Here is a 17,188-nt window from a genome sequence, read left to right on the forward strand (position 1 = left end):
TATCAGTCGGGCCGGGTGACCACAGCTAGAATCCGCCGAACCTCCGAGACCGTGTGGGTCAGTTCCTCCGGCGCGTCGGCGGCCAACACTACCTGTCCGACACGCTCATTCGAGGACTTCAGCGGAGCGATCCGATCTCCGGGCGACACGCTCACCTCCGCGGTCACCACGTTCGGCTGTGCTAAGACCTCGGCTAGACCTTCGATGGCAACGACGGTCCCAGACGGGGCCGACGGCAGATAACTCGCGGCAATGCGGAGGGGAGCCTGTGGGGGCGATGGTAGTTCCCAGCCCATGGCGGCTCGAATCACCAACTCGAACCAGTCCAGGCCATAGGCTAGGCCGAGCAGATCCATGAGACAGTCACCCGGAGTACGGACTGCCACCTCTATCACTGCCGGACCGCCAGGGGTGAGTCGGAACTCCAAGTGGATGAGGCCGGTGCGCATGCCGATCGCGTTGAGGACAGCGGTTCCCAAATCGGTGACCAGTGTGCGGGTGGCACCATCCACATCAGCTGGGACACGGTGGGCCACTTCGATGAAGTTGGGCGGCCCTGTCGTCTCCTTTGCGGTGAGGTTGGAGGCCCACACTTCGCCCCCGAGGACCAGCGCCTCCCAGCTGTACTCTGGACCACCCATTGCCCGCTCTACGAGCATCCGACCGTTGCTGTTTCTGCGGACAGCTGCCTCTTGGTATTCCTTCGCGTCCGCCACAAGTTCGACACCGTTGCTCCCAGCTGAGGACAGTGGTTTGAGGACGACCGGCATCCGGGTCGCAACCCATTCCGTGGCATCGGAGACGCTATTCGTTACGAGGTACTCGGGCTGGTCGATTCCGGCAGCACTGAACCGGGCCCTTTGCAGGCCCTTGTTCCGGGAGAAGACTGCTGCCCGTAGTGACGGGCCCGGCAAGCCGAACTCGTCGGCTACCAGCGCACCGGCCATCACGTGCGGCTCACTGAACGCGATTACCCCATCGGGCCGACAGGTATGCGCAGCCATGAACGCGGCTTCGGTCCATAGTTCGTCAGTCCCACCGCGGCACACGGTGGTCCCGTCCACCCTACTTTCGAGCGCGCTCACGTGTTCGGCCGTCTCTACCACATGCACCTGCAACCCGAGTCGCCGGGCAGCGTCCAAGTAGGGGCGACCCGCCTTTCCTACGCCAACCATAAGTAATGTCTGCACGTGGTTCGTGTTCCCTTCGTGTTCTGATAACGATGCGGGCCACAGGATACTGATCCCGATGACTCAGGAGCTCTGTGCGTGACGAATGGTCCGTGTGATTGGTAATGCGGGGGAAACGCAGCGCTGTAACGCCACCGCGGTCATCTAACCTGTAATCACAATGCCTTCTACCACAGCGGCTCAACCGTGATTGAGGCGAACATCGACGTCAAAAGTGTCTCGAGTTCGGGGGCCGGCGCGGGTCCGACCACCCCGGCGAGAGGTACATCCGAATCCGCGTAGGTGACCGTGGGCTTGACTGGCTCGTCTGTGGCGCGTTGTACCCAGCGCCGGACCAGCGGGTCCTCTCGAAACCTGTCGCCGCCCTTGACGATACAGTACTGGGATCCGATGTGGTGTCCTGGGAAGACGAACCAGCCATACAGGGCATCGCGGTCCGGTATCCGGGCCTCCTGGATTCCGGTCCGGCCCTCCACTAGAAGGCGTATCTGGGCTGACGGCAGGTGGACACCGGTCGCAAGCGCAAAGGTGTCGACCACGTCTGCACCACCGAACCGGGCTCCCACCTCTAGGAACACCAGACCATCTGTCGCCTCGATTCCTTCGAGATGGAATGGGCCATTGTTGATTCCGATCGCGCGGAGGCAGTGGTGTGTCCATTCGATGACACGAGAGTCGGTTTCAATCTGCACCGATCCGAACGGCTGTCCCTGGGCGTATCCGAGGCACGTACCGATATAACGGCTAGCCTGGACCGCGACGAGCGCTCCCCCCTCCATTACCCCGTCGACATGAATGATCGGTCCGTCGAGAAACTCCTCGATTTCGAATTCACCGGGGTCTGCGGAACCCGCCGCCTCCAGAGCATCGGCCACCGAGGGATGGAGGGTCACCCCTTCACTGGACGCTCCGGCTAGCGGTTTGAGGACGGTCGGTCCCGTCCAGAAGTTGACTCCGGACCGTGGCGTGGTGGAAATGTCGCTAAGTTTATGAAAGCGAGGGACCCGCAGGCCGGAACTTGCAATCGCCGATTTCATGACTGCCTTGTCCCGGCTCGGTAGCACATCGCGAACGGTATCCCCTGGCACGCCGAGTTTCTCCCGTACTTGTGCTGCTGGAAGGAGGTCGTATTCGGATAGTGCTATAACGGTATCTGGCTTGGGTAGGTCCCCAACCGCAGAAAGGACCTCAGTCGAGGCTTCTCCTTCGCCGGGACGTTGGATCCTGCGTGCCCGGACGTCCGCTGGCAGCGTCGACCATCGGCTGGGGACGCTTACATAGGTAACTTCGTGTTTTTTGTGGTCAATACATGCGCCATAGCAGATGAGTGAATCAGGTACGCGGTGAAGGACAAGGATGTGCATCAACGACCTCCAATCGATGACAGGGATGACGAAGTTCGGGCAAGCGCACTATGAAGCGGATCTTATTAATCGAGAACGTTTCGCCACTCGTTCGATCAGGAAAAACCTTGGAAGGTCGGGGGAGGCCTAGGCCTGCTGTCCATCCGATCGGACTCGGAAATAGTTCTCATGATATCATGCTTTTTTCTGTGGACAGCAAAGGCGACTGACAGAGTCAAAGTCTGATATCCAATGTGTACATTCCGAGGTTTTGGATTAGGAGTCCATAATTCCGCCGGTTGACTGGGGCGATCTTGGGTTATGGTGAAATCCACTTACAATAAGACGCAACGACATCTATCCGGAGTTCTCTGTTTTGTTCTTTCTTTGAATCTGGTTATAATTGTTTATCCAGCTTGTGAGTATAGAAAAATAATTTGGACAATCTTGCTCGAGAAGCATCGTCGCAAGAAAAGAATTTCGGGCGGGTGGGTCGATCTGCTAAATAATGACATATTTGTACTAGATTATTTCTTTTAAGATCATCGCATAACTGAAGCTTCAGGAAGCCTCAAAGATGTAATATTGATCCACTTTTGGCATGCACTTGATGTTCACTGTGTTGCGATCGATGGACAAAGTTGGGCGCGACTGAAGGATATGCCCATCCTTGAATCTCTCGTTCTCCTTGCATCTATAGTCTTCAATTTAAGTTCTGTGTAACATCAGCAATTGAATCCTGAAAGCGATATCGGTTTCCAGGATGCAGAGATTACGAGATCGCTAACGCCAGGCAGTCAAGTGGATATAACCATGATCCATTCTCTGAGTCAGGGATTACCTGCATGTCTGTTCGATGCGGAGTCCACAGCCATACGGTGAATTGTGCCAGTTACGGCGATATCCAAAACACTCCGGCTTGCGCTGCATCCCTGGGGAATACTGGTTTGTGTCTGTCATCTACTGGATCCACCATGATTAACTCGAAATCCTAAACGGGAGGAGTGCCGTAGGTAAAATACGTCTCGCGCGGAAGTCCAGCTCCTCCAATTGCTGTCACAGTATCAATATCCTCCATCGTCCAAGTCTTAGTATCGAAATCGGGCTCTCTTTCCAGGATCCCAGGATCTCCGAACAGTTCAACACGGTGGCCGCCAGGTTCGAAAACGTACAGGAATGCGCCTTGGGTGAGCCCATGCCGGTCTGGTCCAGCCTCGATCATTACATTGTAATCGCGGAACATCTCGGCTGCATCGAAATTGTGCTGCTGGACGCCGTAGAAGAACGCGATATGGTGCATCCTGCCCCGGGCCCCGTGTCCATCCCGCATGATTGCGAGTTCGTGGGCAAGCAAGTTGCTGCTTAGCCAAGCTCCATGTTCGACTGGACCATCCACGAGTCGTTCCCGGGTCTGCATTCCAAGATGCTGTTCGAATGTTTCCTTGACCGGGGTGACATCCGCGGCCAGCAGGTTGAGATGGTCGATCCGTTTCACAGGGATACCCTGCAACGGCTTCTTCGAGGGGCGTGTGAGGATTTTGCTCTGCATCGTCGGATGGGCGTGATAGTGTTCCACTTCCCAGTGGAGCCGCATCTCATGCCCATCAGGAGTGTGGAACCAGTATGTGTGGCCATATCCGAACTCGCCATCCATCCATCCGCCGGGCAGCCCCGATTCTGCAAGGACAGCTGCGCGCCGTTCAAGCGCCTCGGGTGACGAGACCCGCATACCCGCATGCACCATCTTTGCCACCGGTCCTTCGGTCACTTTCAGACTCCAAAGATAGGGGTCTTCGTAGCCACGCAGGTACACGGATGCCCCGGAACGGTGCGTCTCGTACATACCGAGGAGTTCCTTGAAGAACCACAGAGTGCCTTCGGGATCCGGAGTTTGCAACTCCGCAGAGGCCAGATGCGCGATTTCATGCTTGATCTCGTAGAGTGTCACAGGGACTGCCCTTCGCCTTGGTGAGACTGATTGCTGGGATAAACAGGATTAGGAGGCGGATGCGAGGAACTGGAAATGCGGCCTTCCCGTCTTTCAATGGTCGTCACGTCACCGGCGGCAAAATGTGTAAGTGGAGTTTCTCGGATGATCAATCGGATATTCTCCACTGGTACATCGATTGAGCGACTCGCCGCGTGGCTGAGTTCGTGGATCAGCCGTCGGATCTGTTCAGAGTCGCGTCCTTCAGCCATGGTCACTTCGATGATGGGCACGATGTACCTCCAGCGATGGTCGTAGCGCCAAGGTTGGTGAAACGCGCGGTGATCTGGGTATCGGGCGGCACGGGGACAGCGTCGGTCATTCCACCGGTGAGAATGATCCATCCGGGTTCCAGCGAGATTCCGCGCTCCGCGAGCTGGTTGGCGGCGAGCGCGAGCGCTTCGGCCGGATGCCCCTGCACTGCGGCCCCCGTGGCCGCGTCAACCACCTCGCCATCCACTTCGAGTAGGCACGCTTCCTGGGTGAGATCGAGCCCATCCGGTGCGCGCGCAATCGGCCCGAGTACAAAGCGGGCGGAGGAGGCGTTGTCCGCGACCGCATCGCTAGCGGTGAAGCTGAAGTCTTGGAAGCGGCTGTCGATAATCTCGATACCGCCATAGACCTGACCAACTGCGCGGAGCGCTGTGGCGGCGGTAATACCCGGACCGCTTAGTCTGTCTTTTAGAATGAACACAATCTCCGGTTCCGCGCGCGGATGGATCATCTGCGTTCGAGTGAGCGGTTCTCCGAACGGCAGAACCATGGCGTCGGTGAGCCACGCCAGTGACGGCGTGTCGATGCCCATCCGTATCTGCTTGGCACGGGAGGTGAGGCCAAGCTTGATCCCGATGAGTGTTTCCCCCCGCTGTCGGCGCTGGTCCAACGCCTCGTCCTGGATTGTGTAGGCGGTCGCCATGTCCAAATCAGACCAGTCGGCTGTGAGCGGGGGACACGCGGTGGCGGACTGTTCGGCAGCGAGCATCGTCCGAGCGGCCTGGCTCACGTCTCTCATATTGATCCGCATAGACTCGGACGCTTTCTCAGTCATGCTGTTCTTACCTTTCTTCGTCGAGAGGGGCGGGACTACGTGGCGAGAGGCACGCTGACCGCGCCAAGCCCTGCGATCTCGGCCGAAATGGTGTCTCCGGCCCGTACCGGAACCTCTGGGGTTGCAGATCCCGTGAGCACAAGGTCCCCCGCTTCAAGGCCGAGCCCCTGCTTGCACAATTCGTCAACCAGCCAGCGCACCGCGTCCCAGGGCGATCCGAGCAGGGCTCCACCCGCTCCTGTTGCAGCCATGAACCCGTTCACGTGTAGGAGGCATCCCGCCAGCCGAAGGTCAGGGATGTCTGGAATCTCCGAGGGGGTTCCGGTAATGACACCGGCGCGGCGGGCGTTGTCCGCTACGGCATCGACGTCGGGGCCCGCCCATTCCTCTGTACGGCTGTCAAGAAGGTCGATCGTGGGCATGACGGCGCTCACCGCACGGGTGAGCGCCGCGATCGTTGGATCAGGCCCGAACAGTGGAGCTTCGAGCAGGAAGCCGATGCCCGTCGCGGCGCGAGGGCTCCGGAGCCCCGACACCGACAAGGACTGACTCGGAGGGTGAACCATGCTGCGCAGAATCCGCCCGTAGCAGGGACGTTTGACGCCCCACTGTCGACGCACTGCCACTGAGGCTGCACCCAACGTGTATCCGATTGTGGCGTCACCTTCTGCGGTCCTTCTCCGGACGAGCTCGTCCTGTACCTGGTAGGCGTCATGCATTGTGGCTTGTGGCCAGATAGATGTGAGCGGCCGTATGGGTTCGTCCTGCTCTAGATACATTGATGCATGTTGCGACGTTTCTGTTGCCACAGCGACTCTCCTGTGTGTTTTCGGCAATATATAAATTCCGTAGTTTGTAGGTGCTATCAATGTATTCTGAGCGTTACCGCACGGGGTTCAGTGAAGAAATCACGCGAGTATCTTCCACCCTCGCGTCCCACGCCGCTTGTTCTTTCTCCTCCAAATGGCAGACGTAGGTCGCGTTCGAAGAAGCAGTTCACCCAGATCGTCCCTGCCTTCCACCTGGCGGCCATTCGATGTGCACGGTCTAGGTTAGTGGTGAAAAGGATTCCCGCGAGTCCGTATTGGCTGTCGTTGGCCATCGCTAATACTTCGTCCTCAGAGTCGAAGGGAATCACGATTTCGACAGGACCGAATATTTCCTCCTGGGATATTTGCGAGCTATTGTCCATCCCGGTAATGATGGTAGGCGGGTAGTAAAATCCGTTGGCGTACTCGCCATTTACTAGCTGCGAGCCTCCGGTTACTACCGTTCCACCCCCGTTCTGGGCCAGTTCAACGTATCTGTGAACCTTGTCGAGATGCTCCTGTTCGATCAGTGGTCCCAGGTAGGTCGAGTGATCCTTCGGGTCGCCAACAGTCAGCTTCTTGGCCTCAGCTGTAAACCTATCGAGGAACTCCGCGTAAATCCCCCGCTCAACGAATAGCCGCGACCCGGATAAGCACACCTGGCCATTACCAGCGAAGATTCCTCGAATCGACTCGGGAATAGCAACGTCGAGATTGGCATCGTTGAAGACGATATTCGCCGATTTTCCACCAAGCTCGGCGGAGACGGGTATCAGATTCCCCGCCGCAGCCCGCATAACCTGCGCTCCTGTAGTGCTGGAGCCAGTGAACGTTATGCGGTCCACCCGAGGATCAGTCGTTAGGCGCGCTCCTACCTCGTCGCTGCCGAACCCGTGCACGATATTGAGGACCCCCGGGGGTAAACCCGCCTCCAGCGCCAGCTGGCCGAACCAATTGGCCGTCAGTGGAGTCTGCGGCGCGGGCTTGAGTACGACCGTGTTGCCGAAGGCGAGTGCAGGCGCGATCTTCCAGCTGGCGAGCATGAGCGGAGCGTTCCATGGGCTTATCGCGGCAACGACACCTGCCGGCGGATGCACTGTGTAGGACAGCAGCGAACCGTCAGGGTAAGCCTCGTCCGAAACAAGCGCAGCGTAGTCAGCGAAGAAGCGGAGGTTTTGGGCCACGCGCGGGATATCAGCGTGCACGGTCTGGTTGATGGCCTTGCCACTGTCCTTGGTCTCCAGCATGGCCAGTGCATCACGTTGGTTGTCGACGAGGTCTGCGAGGGTGTGCAGAACCCGGTGACGCTCTTTGGGTGTCATGCGCGGCCAAGGTCCTTGGTCGAACGCCTGGCGAGCGGCCTCAATCGCTCGCTCGCCGTTAAGGGTGGACCCGCGTGCGACCGTTGCGAGTAGCGAACCATCGTGTGGGTCCCAGGTCTCGAATGTCGCGGAGTCATCCGCCCCGACCGCCATCTGTGCCCCGATGAGGTGGCCGATATATTTTGGGCTGGGCTGCTGGCCTTCGGCAATCATGGGTTTTCCTGTCACTCTCTGCTGAGGGATATGTTCAGAGGTGGCCGAACTCGGATAGCAGTTCGGGAAGTGTGACTCCTCTATCCAACTTATATCGGATCTGCTGTTCCTTATCCAGCAATGCGCTTGCGCCCGCTAGCACCTCTCCGGCGATCGGCACAGGGACGATTCCGAGGCCGTTCTCGTCCGCAACGACAATGTCGCCGGGGTCAATGGTCTGTCCGTCGATTATCACAGGCACGTTCACCTGGATTGGGGCGGGACGGTCAGGTGACGGTGGCGGCACCCGCCGTGGCTGTGTTGACCGATACCAAATCGGGTAGTCCAACTCGCGTAGTTCGTCGACGTCTCGGATGAGCCCGTCCACCACGCTTCCCGCAACTCCAGCCATCATGGATAGGGTAGTCATCAGACCGCCCCAAATAGCGAGGTCCGAGGCATTATGGGCGGCGATCACGATGACATCTCCAGGGTTCGCACGGGGGAGCACCGCCATGCAGTCAGCGAGGTTATCCTTTCGCAGGTTGACGGTTAGTGCGGGTCCCACCACCTTGTGCCGGTGGTCCACCATGTGAAGCCGGCCGATGGTCTTCACCTCCGGATGCGCATCCGAGACGAGGCAGCTCGGGCTGTATTCCGTCAACAGCACTTTCTCATAGCGGTCGATGACATCCGGAGATGGACGTTTCACATCGTTGTGCACGATCTGCATGCTTCCTCCGTAATATCGGCGGCAGACTGAAGTTCTGAAAGGACCAATTCGCCACGTGGGAACGGCGGTTAGGCGCTCCGCAAGGCCCGGGACAGCAGGTCCCCAAGGCGGCGGGCACCTTCCTCGATTTGCTCCTCGGGAACCTTGCTGTACGCCAGGCGCAGTTCCTGAGCACCGCGGCCGTCCGGATAGAACGCGGTTCCTGGAACGTAGGAAACACCCTCGGCCAGGGCCTCCTCACGCAGGGCGATACTGTCTACGGAATCCGGTACTGTCAGCCAGCTGAAGAAACCGCCCGTGGGGTGCGTGTACTCGACACCCGCTGGCAGGTGGGTCTCCAGTGCTCGAGTTAGGGCACGACTGCGGCTCGCGTAGAACGATCGCGCGGAGGCAATCCCACGATCAAATCCGCCGGAACGCCCGTAGCGTTCCAGCAGCATTTGCCCAAGCGCGGCCGAGCATTGGTCTGTATACTGTTTCGCCCTCGCCAACACTCTGACAATCTCGGCCGGCGCGCTGATCCACCCCGTCCGTAAGCCGGCACTGAAGGTCTTGGAAAATGTTCCAACCTGCGCGACGACATCCGGACCGAGACTGTACAGACTCGGCAGTCGCGCCCCATCGAAGCCCAGCTCGCGGTAGGCAACGTCCTCAACGATGAGGATCCCGTGCCGACGGGCGATCTGAACCAGACGGTGTCGGCGTTCAGCCGACAGACTCACGCCCATGGGGTTCTGGTGGTCGGGGATGACGTACAGGAACTTCGGTGCACCCCCGGGCCCGCACACGTCCCGATCGAGGTCGTCGACCCGCAATCCTTCAGAGTCCATTGGAGCCGCATCCACCCGTGCACCGGCCGCGCGTAGCGCCATGAGAGCCCCCATAAACGTCGGCCCCTCGGCCATCACCCGATCGCCCCTGTCGATCAGGCACCGACCCAGTAGCGTCAGCCCTTCCATCCCACCACTGGTGACGAGGAGTTCACCTTCCCCAGGGGCCATACCCTCTCGCTCCTTGAGCCACCGACGGAACCACTCCCGCAGTCCGGGAAGGCCAAGGGTAGGTGCATACTGGAGAGAGGCGGGATCCGCGACGACTTCGGGGAAGGTTTCGAGAAATTCCTCGGTGGGAAATGTCGCGGGATCCGGGAAGCCTCCGGAGAAGGCGATAAGGTCGGAACTAGCGGCTTGGCTGAGTATTGATTCGATTTCGTTATCAGAGTTATCACGAGCATCTCGGGAAAAGAGTTTCCACCAAGAACACTCATTCGTGACCAAAGACATGGCACTATATTTCTGTTAAGGTTCGACGAAACTGGTTGGCGTAGCGTGCATTCCGGGCAAAACTGGTTTCGGGGTGTCCGTACTCAGTGTCCCGCTAAAGAATAGTAGTGGTGTTCCATTCTGATACCAAAAGTGCGTGACCTCCCCAACGTGCAGCGTGTGATCCTCTACTCGAAACGAGTCCCATACGGTACAGGCCAGGTGCGCCAGTGCACCTGAAACGAAAGCTATCCCATCCCGCCAGACAAAATCAATCTTTTCGCTTTTCCTTGTGGATCCAGAGAAGTGATGGCAAATTTCCGGCTGTCTTCTTTCAAGAACAGAGATACCATATCTTCCACTTTCCAAAATTCGTTTATGGGTTATTGCATTGATGCTTATAGAAACGAGCACAAGAGGCGGGTTTAGCGAGACGGAAGTAAATGAATTCGCCGTCATTCCGTGTATATCCAGTTCGCGACCTCCAGTGACCGTGGTGATTACCGTTACTCCGCTTGCGAACCTCGAGAGAGCGGTGCGCAAGTCCGTGGTCGATTCCGAATCTTTCATTTGCCGCGCACGATAGTCAGGTCGTCTGGATTTACCAGGTCGGGACGTGTCCATCCGTCGATATCGTACTCAGCCATACACTCATCCGCAAAACCTTTCATGGCGTCTGCCTGGCCATTCTCCTGATAATTCTGGAGAGTTTGTAAACGGACAGTCTCATGATCACCACCATAATTCCGTTCATATAGCTCATGGCGTCCGCCAAACTCCGTTCCCACGGCATCCCAAAGCAGCTTCAATAGCTTCACCCGGTCGATCGCCTCAATGCCATGCGATCCACGGATATAACGGTCAAGGTACGGACGGATATCCTGGTTTTTCCAGTCGCTGGAGTGTGAGTTTAAGTAAATGAGGCCGCTTCCGAGGGTCTGCTGAATGATCTCTTTGATTTTGGGATATCCGATACCCATGAAAGTTCGGTATGCCAATCCGTAGTTCAGATTAGGCTGAACCGATTCACCGACCCACTGACGGGGAGACTTTGCCATCGCATCCGAAAGCCCCCAGAACATGTCACGCCAGTTGAGTATCTCCCCAATTTGTGCTTGTACACCCCGGAAGTTAGATGTGCCGGTCATCTCCACGCCCTTCATCGTACAGCCGGCGATGAAGTCAAGTTTTACGGCGAGACGTGTGCATCCGTGAAACGTGAACCGTTCGAGGAATCCAGACCCGTTTGCGAATCCGTTTGCTGAATCCGCATCATACATAAAGACGTTCTCCCACGGAACAAGAACGCGATCGAATATCATAATGGCGTCGTTCTCGTCCATACGACTTGATAGGGGGTAGTCGAATGGACTCCCAATGACGGCGGAGGTCATTTCGTATGAAGTGCGACAGAGCAGTTTTAGTCCCGAAGCGTCCATGGGAATGGTGAATACCACGCCGAATCGCTTATCTCTTATCGGGAGACCGTAATGAGCAACAAAATTCGCGTTCGTCAGCGCAGAACCGGTCGCCACCACCTTTGCCCCGGAGACTACCAGGCCGGCGTCGGTTTCTTCTTCGACATGAACGCACACGTCAGCGGAGTCGTCTGCAGATCGGTCACGGTCGATTGGTGGGTGTACGATTGCGTGGTTGAAGAACAGTACCTGTTCCTGCGCCTGCCTGTACCAACGCAGGGCGTTTTCTTTGAAGGGGGCGTAGAAGTCGGCGTTCGCGCCGAGGGTTCCAAGGAAGGATGCTTTGTAGTCCGGTGTCCGGCCCATCCAGCCGTACACCATGCGTTGCCAAGCGACGATCGCGTCGCGGGCGGTGATGAGATCGTCCGACGATCTGGCAGTACGGAAGAATGGATGGGTGAACCCGCTGCTTCCTGTATCGGTAGGGACTCGGAGAACGCCGGAGGCCTGGGGATCATGTAGCGAGTCGTAGAGTTGTGCGATCGATCGTGCGCTGTTGCGGAACGCGGGATGACTGGTGACGTCGCCGACGCGTTCCCCGTAGATATAGACCTCACGGCCGTCCCGCAGTGACTCCAGGTACTCCGTGCCTGTCATCGGTCGGGTACTCCTGGCCGTCGGAGGTGCGGATGTCGTTCCGAGTGTAACCATGGCCTCTTCCGTTAATAAAGATGTTAAATACGTTGCAGAAAGTGTGGCTGTTTGGTTTGAAATCTCGAATGAAATCCCTGGGTGATGTGCTCGGCGATATCGTGTGCGCGGTCCACCAGAGATGGAAGTCCGAAGGTGAAGAATAAGCTTCCTGAGGCCAGGTCACCAAGCGCAAACAAGCCAGGAACAGCCTCTCTGTTGTGTACTAGTCGGCTTGTTGCCCGTTCCACGGCCAGGCCACCGTGTGCATGGCGTTGGGCAAGGCGTGCCCCCACGAGTGATGCAACCAACGGTTCTGCGGTGGACGGGATATCACTGACCGACGAATTCACCGCGTTCACCACGGCATGGGCTTGGTACGTACGACTCCCTGCCTCGACAGCGAATCCTTTGCCGCTGGCCTTGACAGATCGCACGCCCGAAACTACTTCCAGCTGGCCGCTGTCGATAAGGGACAACAGCGTACCCGCAGTTGACGGTGGCATCGGGCAGCACAAGCTCATGGCGGTTCGGTAGTATCGCCGCAGGAGCAGGGTCTTCTCCCTCGCTGTGATTAGCGGCCACACGTCTGGACCGGTTTCTGGAACGGCTTGTTGGAGGATTCGCAGTCCGATACTTTTAGAGTCCACTGCAGCTAGCTCGCGCCGCAACCGATCAACAGGATCAGTTTCCTGCAGTGTACAGACCGTTTCCGCAACCGCGTCAGGCTCCTCTCCAGCATCGATAAGCTCGGCTCGCATCAGGGCAACGAGCTCCTTTGTGGTGAGGGAAACGCCGTCGGCCGCCGCAGCGCGGAACCGATCGGCGGTGAAGTGCTGTAGCGCATATGACACAGGGCGCTGCCGCACAGCTGGGAGCACCCCGTGCCTGGACAGCAGTCGGATTCGACCACGATGGTCGCGCGCCGCCAGAGCAAGTACTACGTCCATTGCCGTCAGACCGCTGCCCAAAATCGCCAGGTCCGCGCTCGGGTCAATGGATTCCAAGCTGGTCGTCAACGGATACGGGTCACGGACGAAGCCCATCGCCCCGTCCAAGCGATAGTTGTCCGGGGGCGCACCACGCCCAATACACAAGACTGCGTGGTCGACGTCGACCGTTAGCCCGCCACGAGTCCAAAGCATCGTCCTATGGTCGTCGCGGAGAATTGTTTCGACAGTGTCGCGGACGATCTCAACTTCCAAGCCGCGGCGGCGGAGTGCTGTGATGGCCTCCCAAGCGCATTGCTGTAGGTACTCGCCGTAGACCGTACGGGGTACGAAGGGAACACCGCAGTAGGGATCGTCATACTCGGCGATCGCGTCGGATAAGGTGTTCCGGCTCCGGTCCGCAAGCCACCGGCTGAAGTGATTAGTATCGCCATGACGAACTGACATCCCTTTCGGTGGAATATTCACCCGAACTGAATGAATATCCTCCTGGTATGGCCGTCCACGCCAAAGCTTCCGAGACGGCTCGACCACGACAACGCGTCCGCGGAGATCCGAGGCTTGCGCAAGGGCGTCCAGTAGGCACACGGCGGCGGCTCCGCCTCCAATTATCGCGATTGAGAGTCTGCCGTCCGTCCATTTCATGATTCGTGACCATTCTCTGCTCTTAGTGAGAGCGATAGAATACTCGAACTACATCGCGAGATCGATCGTTCAATGATACCCATTGACCACATTGAAAGAAATTAGAAATGTCACAGGGAGTGCAAATATATGGAAGTATTCAAACGTTACTCGTGAGCATATTAGTTCTAAGGATCTCTGAACTTGGTTGGATCTCCAAAATGGAGAGTTTTGCACTATTTTTATATTTGGAAATATGGCTTGTGATGCATCGATAATTCTATCGATGCATTTTTCAGAGGAACATTGTGCAGAGTCAGCGTGATGCCTGAATCCGTTTTTACTAATTCAATCCCAAGATTTGAGCATCAGCTCAATTTGTTTGCGTGTTGCGTTTTGAATAAATTCCCCTCAGGGGTTTCGGGCATTAATTAATATCCAATAGGCCACCAAAGTCAGTAATTAGTGAAGCCAAAGAGAAAGTGAAAGTCAAGCTCATATTTCTGGCGTGAGTTCTAGAAGACCATGGCTTTCGAGTCTTCTTAGAGATGACTATAAACTGCTAGTGCTCGGTGTTCACCAAACTTCTGGCATCTGGCTACGACGTCACAGTGAAAACTTCCTGACTACGCTGCGCAGCGATCGTCAAGACCTCGCGCTGGAAATCCACGGCGTCCTCGGTCCCGGCCCCAGGGCGAAAGAACTCCATGACCCCATCACGACTCTGATACGACGTAGCCGGCCGTGACTCTGCTCCCTCTTTGAGTACCGGATATAGGGCGACCTCGTCATCGGTAGGATTCTCGACATCGTTTACCTGTTCCACGCGGCCTACGTCGGCCTTGAGGAAAACAGTGGCTCCGACGCCGAGGGGAGTAGAAGGGAGTTCCGGAATTTGATGGAAGTTATTCAGGTAGCTGCCATAGTGCAAATCATAGGGATTGAACCCATAAACACGGCTAACAAGATCCATGATTCCGTCGCCCCCTGGGCGTGCTGCGACCTCGACCACGTTGAGCTCAGAATCGTTCACCAGGATCTCGACATGTGCGAGCCCTCGCCTGATGTCGAGCGCTTCACACGCCGCGATACTCAGCTCCCGTATGGTCTGGTTATAGGTTTCCCTGCTCGGCACGAGCTGGCCAAATTCCGTGAAGTACGGTGGCGGAAGCTTCGCCTTATCTGTCACCGCAATGACCGCGCGCTGCTCACCGTGGTTGAGGACTTCCACCGAGACCTCGTGAGTCGATTCTACGAATTCCTCTGCCTGGAAACGGCCGTCCTTGAACTTGTATATCGGTGCGATGTCCAGTAACCCCTCCCTGCAATACTCGAACGCGGCGTCGAGCTCCTTCTCGGAATCCACCTTGACCGTACCGACATTGCCCGCGAAGTCGCGCGGCTTGAGCACGAGCGGAAACCTCAGCTCCCTTGCGACCTTCCTTAGTTCGGTAAGAGTGGAGTATGGGCGGTGTCGGGCGCAGGGTACTCCTGCGCTCTCGAAAGCTTCCTTCATGTTGTGCTTGTCTCTCGCAGTCGAAAGACATGCGTCCGACACTGATGCAAGACCGTACTTTCGTGCAATCTCCACGGAGACATGCACATTCATTTCGAGGATGGGAACCACTGCCGACGGACGCATGCCTGTATCGCGTTCGTACTGCTGAACGGCTTCCAACGCCTCCTCCGCGTCGTAGTAATCTGCGGAAAGCACGTGGTCGAAGCAACGGTTCTTGTTCATCGGTGACCGACTCATTCCAAAAACCGGACCAGAGTAGTACCGTAATGCGGAGACGATCGCTCGTTCGCGCATTAGAATATCTGCTCCAAGGATCAGAAGGTAACGCCCATCGGTTCTGAGGGTTTGGTTTCGATCAAACACTATATTTCCAATTTGTTCGGCGAGATTGCGGAGAATCGATTGAGAGGTATGCTTCTATGTGTATAGATTATCCATTTACTAAAGATTCTATCAGATATTTGATTAATTGTATTGTAAATTCTTGATTTGTGAATTAGCGTTGTATTCTTCAGAAAGAAGAATCGAGGATTTAGAAATATAATTCTTTCGAGTAATTTATTTTTCAAGGAGTTTCGGCGATTTCCTAGTATGTCATGCGCTACTACTTCAGGGAAATTTTGTGACTCCTCGGCTGGACCTCTATGTCGTACTTGCATTTATCACTACTTGGAGAAGTTTATTCGTATCCTGGATGCGGGTATCAGAATATGATAACTAGAAAAATCATTCAACGTCGCGCTGGCCTATAGTCCCTTTTCATGGCCGATGGCTAGCCGATGTTCGTTGAGGACGAACCCGGATTGGGCATCGACTTGACTGCAGTGCGTCATTGTCTGCGGGGAGTTCTGAATTTAGTAACTGCTCAGAGGGTTTCCACGTTGACCGCCGTGCTTAATATGTCGACGCAGGAATCTGGATCTTCGCCCCTAGACAATTCCAAGCGACGACCAGAGATTCTCATGGTCGACAACCTCTACCAAAACCAGCTGCAACATGATCTATAGTTTCCTAGGAGAGCGCGAATTCACGCTCCTGGCATAGCACTGGTACAAGACGCTCCATGTTACTGCTAGCGCGAGCAAGGTAGGATAGGCAGAGGGAGTAGTTAAGGCTGTTTTCTTATCATATCATTTCGAACACTGTCGAACTCAATGGAACTAAACTCACATCACCTAATTCAATGCTTGATATGAGCAAGGCTATCTTAGACTAAGGGTGGGCGAGTCGCAAAAATGATCTTGATGTCTCGTTCTGTTTCAGTAGATTTCCTGCTCACGACTCTAGTTTATAGGGGTATCCTGATGTATCCGTCTAGCTACCTGGCCAGAATCGGCCAGATCTGATGATAGCTTGATATGGGCAAGGCTATCTTAGACTAAGGGTGGGCGAGTCATAAAAATGATCTTGATGTCTCGTTCTGTTTCAGTAGATTTCCTGCTCACGACTTAGCCTCGGTCTTTCCTGAGGTTACGTCGCCGGGGTGAGGGGCGCGGTTCATGTGTCGGCAGTGGCCGGAAGGTTGGGGTCCGGTCATGGCAGGGGCCCGATGCGCTCGGGTGGGTCGCCGGAGTCCACGGGGTTCGGAGGGGCCTTTCGTGTCGTCGGTGCAGGGCATCGGCGGTCAGGGTGGGGTTTGCAGCAGCTGCAGCCGGTCGATCGCGCCGGTCAGTGGGTCGGCCCAGGGCTAGGCGTGGTTGAACCGCAGCAGCCGTCGTCGCCCGGTGGCCACCAGTCGGGCCGTGGCCGAGAAGAGGCGCAGGCGTAGGCGTTTGAGTTCCCATCGGCAGACCGCATGCCCGCCCCAGGGCGAGCGTCTGGGTCCATGCGGTGAGGTCCAGGGCGAGGAGGACGAGTTCGAGCCAGATCCGGTTGGCGTTGAAGCCGTGCAGGGGCAGGTTGGCCAGGCCGGTGTCTGTGGCGGCGCGGATGCGGTCTTCGGCCCGGGCCCGTTGGCGGTGGCGTAGTTCGAGGTCGGCGAGCTGGCCGGTGGGGGTGTTGGTCGCGGAGCAGGTAAGGCGGCGTCCGTCGGCGTCGGTGATGCGCAGCTGCGCATCGGGGTGGGGGCGTTCTCTGCGGGCGATCAGCCCCATCCCTGGAG

General features: G+C 56.9%; 13 protein-coding genes and 1 pseudogene. All 14 read right to left on the reverse strand.

Annotated features, from left to right (window positions below):
* Positions 1 to 2: 2 nt before the first annotated feature.
* A complete protein-coding gene (locus RIF23_RS20030) occupies positions 3 to 1,175 on the reverse strand; it encodes an ATP-grasp domain-containing protein (RefSeq protein WP_310914194.1) in 1,173 nt (390 codons plus the stop codon).
* Positions 1,176 to 1,357: 182 nt separating this feature from the next.
* Positions 1,358 to 2,083, reverse strand: coding sequence for an ATP-grasp domain-containing protein (locus tag RIF23_RS20035; RefSeq protein ID WP_310914182.1), 726 nt, complete (start codon positions 2,081 to 2,083; stop codon positions 1,358 to 1,360).
* Positions 2,084 to 3,524: 1,441 nt separating this feature from the next.
* On the reverse strand, positions 3,525 to 4,481 hold the full coding sequence (locus RIF23_RS20040; protein ID WP_310914183.1) for a VOC family protein: 957 nt from the start codon (positions 4,479 to 4,481) through the stop codon (positions 3,525 to 3,527).
* On the reverse strand, positions 4,478 to 4,753 hold the full coding sequence (locus RIF23_RS20045; protein WP_310914184.1) for a tautomerase family protein: 276 nt from the start codon (positions 4,751 to 4,753) through the stop codon (positions 4,478 to 4,480). Before RIF23_RS20045 ends, RIF23_RS20040 begins: the two co-directional genes overlap by 4 nt.
* Positions 4,735 to 5,568 carry a 2-keto-4-pentenoate hydratase gene (locus RIF23_RS20050; RefSeq protein WP_310914185.1) on the reverse strand — a complete coding sequence of 278 codons (834 nt, stop codon included), beginning with the start codon at positions 5,566 to 5,568 and terminating at the stop codon, positions 4,735 to 4,737. The genes RIF23_RS20045 and RIF23_RS20050 overlap by 19 nt, the downstream gene beginning before the upstream one ends.
* 35 nt (positions 5,569 to 5,603) lie before the next feature.
* Positions 5,604 to 6,134, reverse strand: coding sequence for a 2-keto-4-pentenoate hydratase (locus tag RIF23_RS20055; RefSeq protein WP_310914186.1), 531 nt, complete (start codon positions 6,132 to 6,134; stop codon positions 5,604 to 5,606).
* A 299-nt stretch (positions 6,135 to 6,433) separates the two neighbouring features.
* Positions 6,434 to 7,912: an aldehyde dehydrogenase gene (locus RIF23_RS20060; RefSeq protein ID WP_310914187.1), complete on the reverse strand. Its 1,479-nt coding sequence runs from the start codon at positions 7,910 to 7,912 to the stop codon at positions 6,434 to 6,436.
* Positions 7,913 to 7,946: 34 nt separating this feature from the next.
* Positions 7,947 to 8,624, reverse strand: coding sequence for an RraA family protein (locus RIF23_RS20065; protein WP_310914188.1), 678 nt, complete (start codon positions 8,622 to 8,624; stop codon positions 7,947 to 7,949).
* A 68-nt stretch (positions 8,625 to 8,692) separates the two neighbouring features.
* Complete coding sequence (locus tag RIF23_RS20070) at positions 8,693 to 9,907, reverse strand: aminotransferase-like domain-containing protein (RefSeq protein ID WP_310914189.1); 1,215 nt, start codon at positions 9,905 to 9,907, stop codon at positions 8,693 to 8,695.
* Between the two features lie 15 nt (positions 9,908 to 9,922).
* Positions 9,923 to 10,510, reverse strand: coding sequence for a flavin reductase family protein (locus tag RIF23_RS20890; protein ID WP_407659518.1), 588 nt, complete (start codon positions 10,508 to 10,510; stop codon positions 9,923 to 9,925).
* A complete protein-coding gene (locus RIF23_RS20075) occupies positions 10,453 to 11,961 on the reverse strand; it encodes a 4-hydroxyphenylacetate 3-hydroxylase family protein (RefSeq protein ID WP_310914191.1) in 1,509 nt (502 codons plus the stop codon). Before RIF23_RS20075 ends, RIF23_RS20890 begins: the two co-directional genes overlap by 58 nt.
* A gap of 77 nt (positions 11,962 to 12,038) precedes the next feature.
* The gene (locus RIF23_RS20080) at positions 12,039 to 13,589 is read right to left on the reverse strand and encodes an FAD/NAD(P)-binding protein (RefSeq protein WP_310914192.1); all 1,551 of its coding nucleotides are present in this window, start codon (positions 13,587 to 13,589) and stop codon (positions 12,039 to 12,041) included.
* Between the two features lie 577 nt (positions 13,590 to 14,166).
* Positions 14,167 to 15,309: an ATP-grasp domain-containing protein gene (locus RIF23_RS20085; RefSeq protein WP_310914193.1), complete on the reverse strand. Its 1,143-nt coding sequence runs from the start codon at positions 15,307 to 15,309 to the stop codon at positions 14,167 to 14,169.
* Positions 15,310 to 16,774: 1,465 nt separating this feature from the next.
* Positions 16,775 to 17,188, reverse strand: a pseudogene (locus RIF23_RS20090) (transposase); the annotation flags it as partial.

Source organism: Lipingzhangella rawalii, from assembly GCF_031628175.1.
Classification (GTDB): domain Bacteria; phylum Actinomycetota; class Actinomycetes; order Streptosporangiales; family Streptosporangiaceae; genus Lipingzhangella_A; species Lipingzhangella_A rawalii.

Excerpts from the sequence above, each read along its gene's own strand:
- RIF23_RS20030 (WP_310914194.1), bottom strand. The coding sequence starts at position 1,175 with ATGGTTGGCGTAGGAAAGGCGGGTCGCCCCTACTTGGACGCTGCCCGG.
- RIF23_RS20050 (WP_310914185.1), bottom strand. The coding sequence starts at position 5,568 with ATGACTGAGAAAGCGTCCGAGTCTATGCGGATCAATATGAGAGACGTG.
- RIF23_RS20055 (WP_310914186.1), bottom strand. The coding sequence starts at position 6,134 with ATGGTTCACCCTCCGAGTCAGTCCTTGTCGGTGTCGGGGCTCCGGAGC.
- RIF23_RS20060 (WP_310914187.1), bottom strand. The coding sequence starts at position 7,912 with ATGATTGCCGAAGGCCAGCAGCCCAGCCCAAAATATATCGGCCACCTC.
- RIF23_RS20065 (WP_310914188.1), bottom strand. The coding sequence starts at position 8,624 with ATGCAGATCGTGCACAACGATGTGAAACGTCCATCTCCGGATGTCATC.
- RIF23_RS20070 (WP_310914189.1), bottom strand. The coding sequence starts at position 9,907 with ATGTCTTTGGTCACGAATGAGTGTTCTTGGTGGAAACTCTTTTCCCGA.
- RIF23_RS20890 (WP_407659518.1), bottom strand. The coding sequence starts at position 10,510 with ATGGACACGTCCCGACCTGGTAAATCCAGACGACCTGACTATCGTGCG.
- RIF23_RS20075 (WP_310914191.1), bottom strand. The coding sequence starts at position 11,961 with ATGACAGGCACGGAGTACCTGGAGTCACTGCGGGACGGCCGTGAGGTC.
- RIF23_RS20080 (WP_310914192.1), bottom strand. The coding sequence starts at position 13,589 with ATGAAATGGACGGACGGCAGACTCTCAATCGCGATAATTGGAGGCGGA.
- RIF23_RS20085 (WP_310914193.1), bottom strand. The coding sequence starts at position 15,309 with ATGAACAAGAACCGTTGCTTCGACCACGTGCTTTCCGCAGATTACTAC.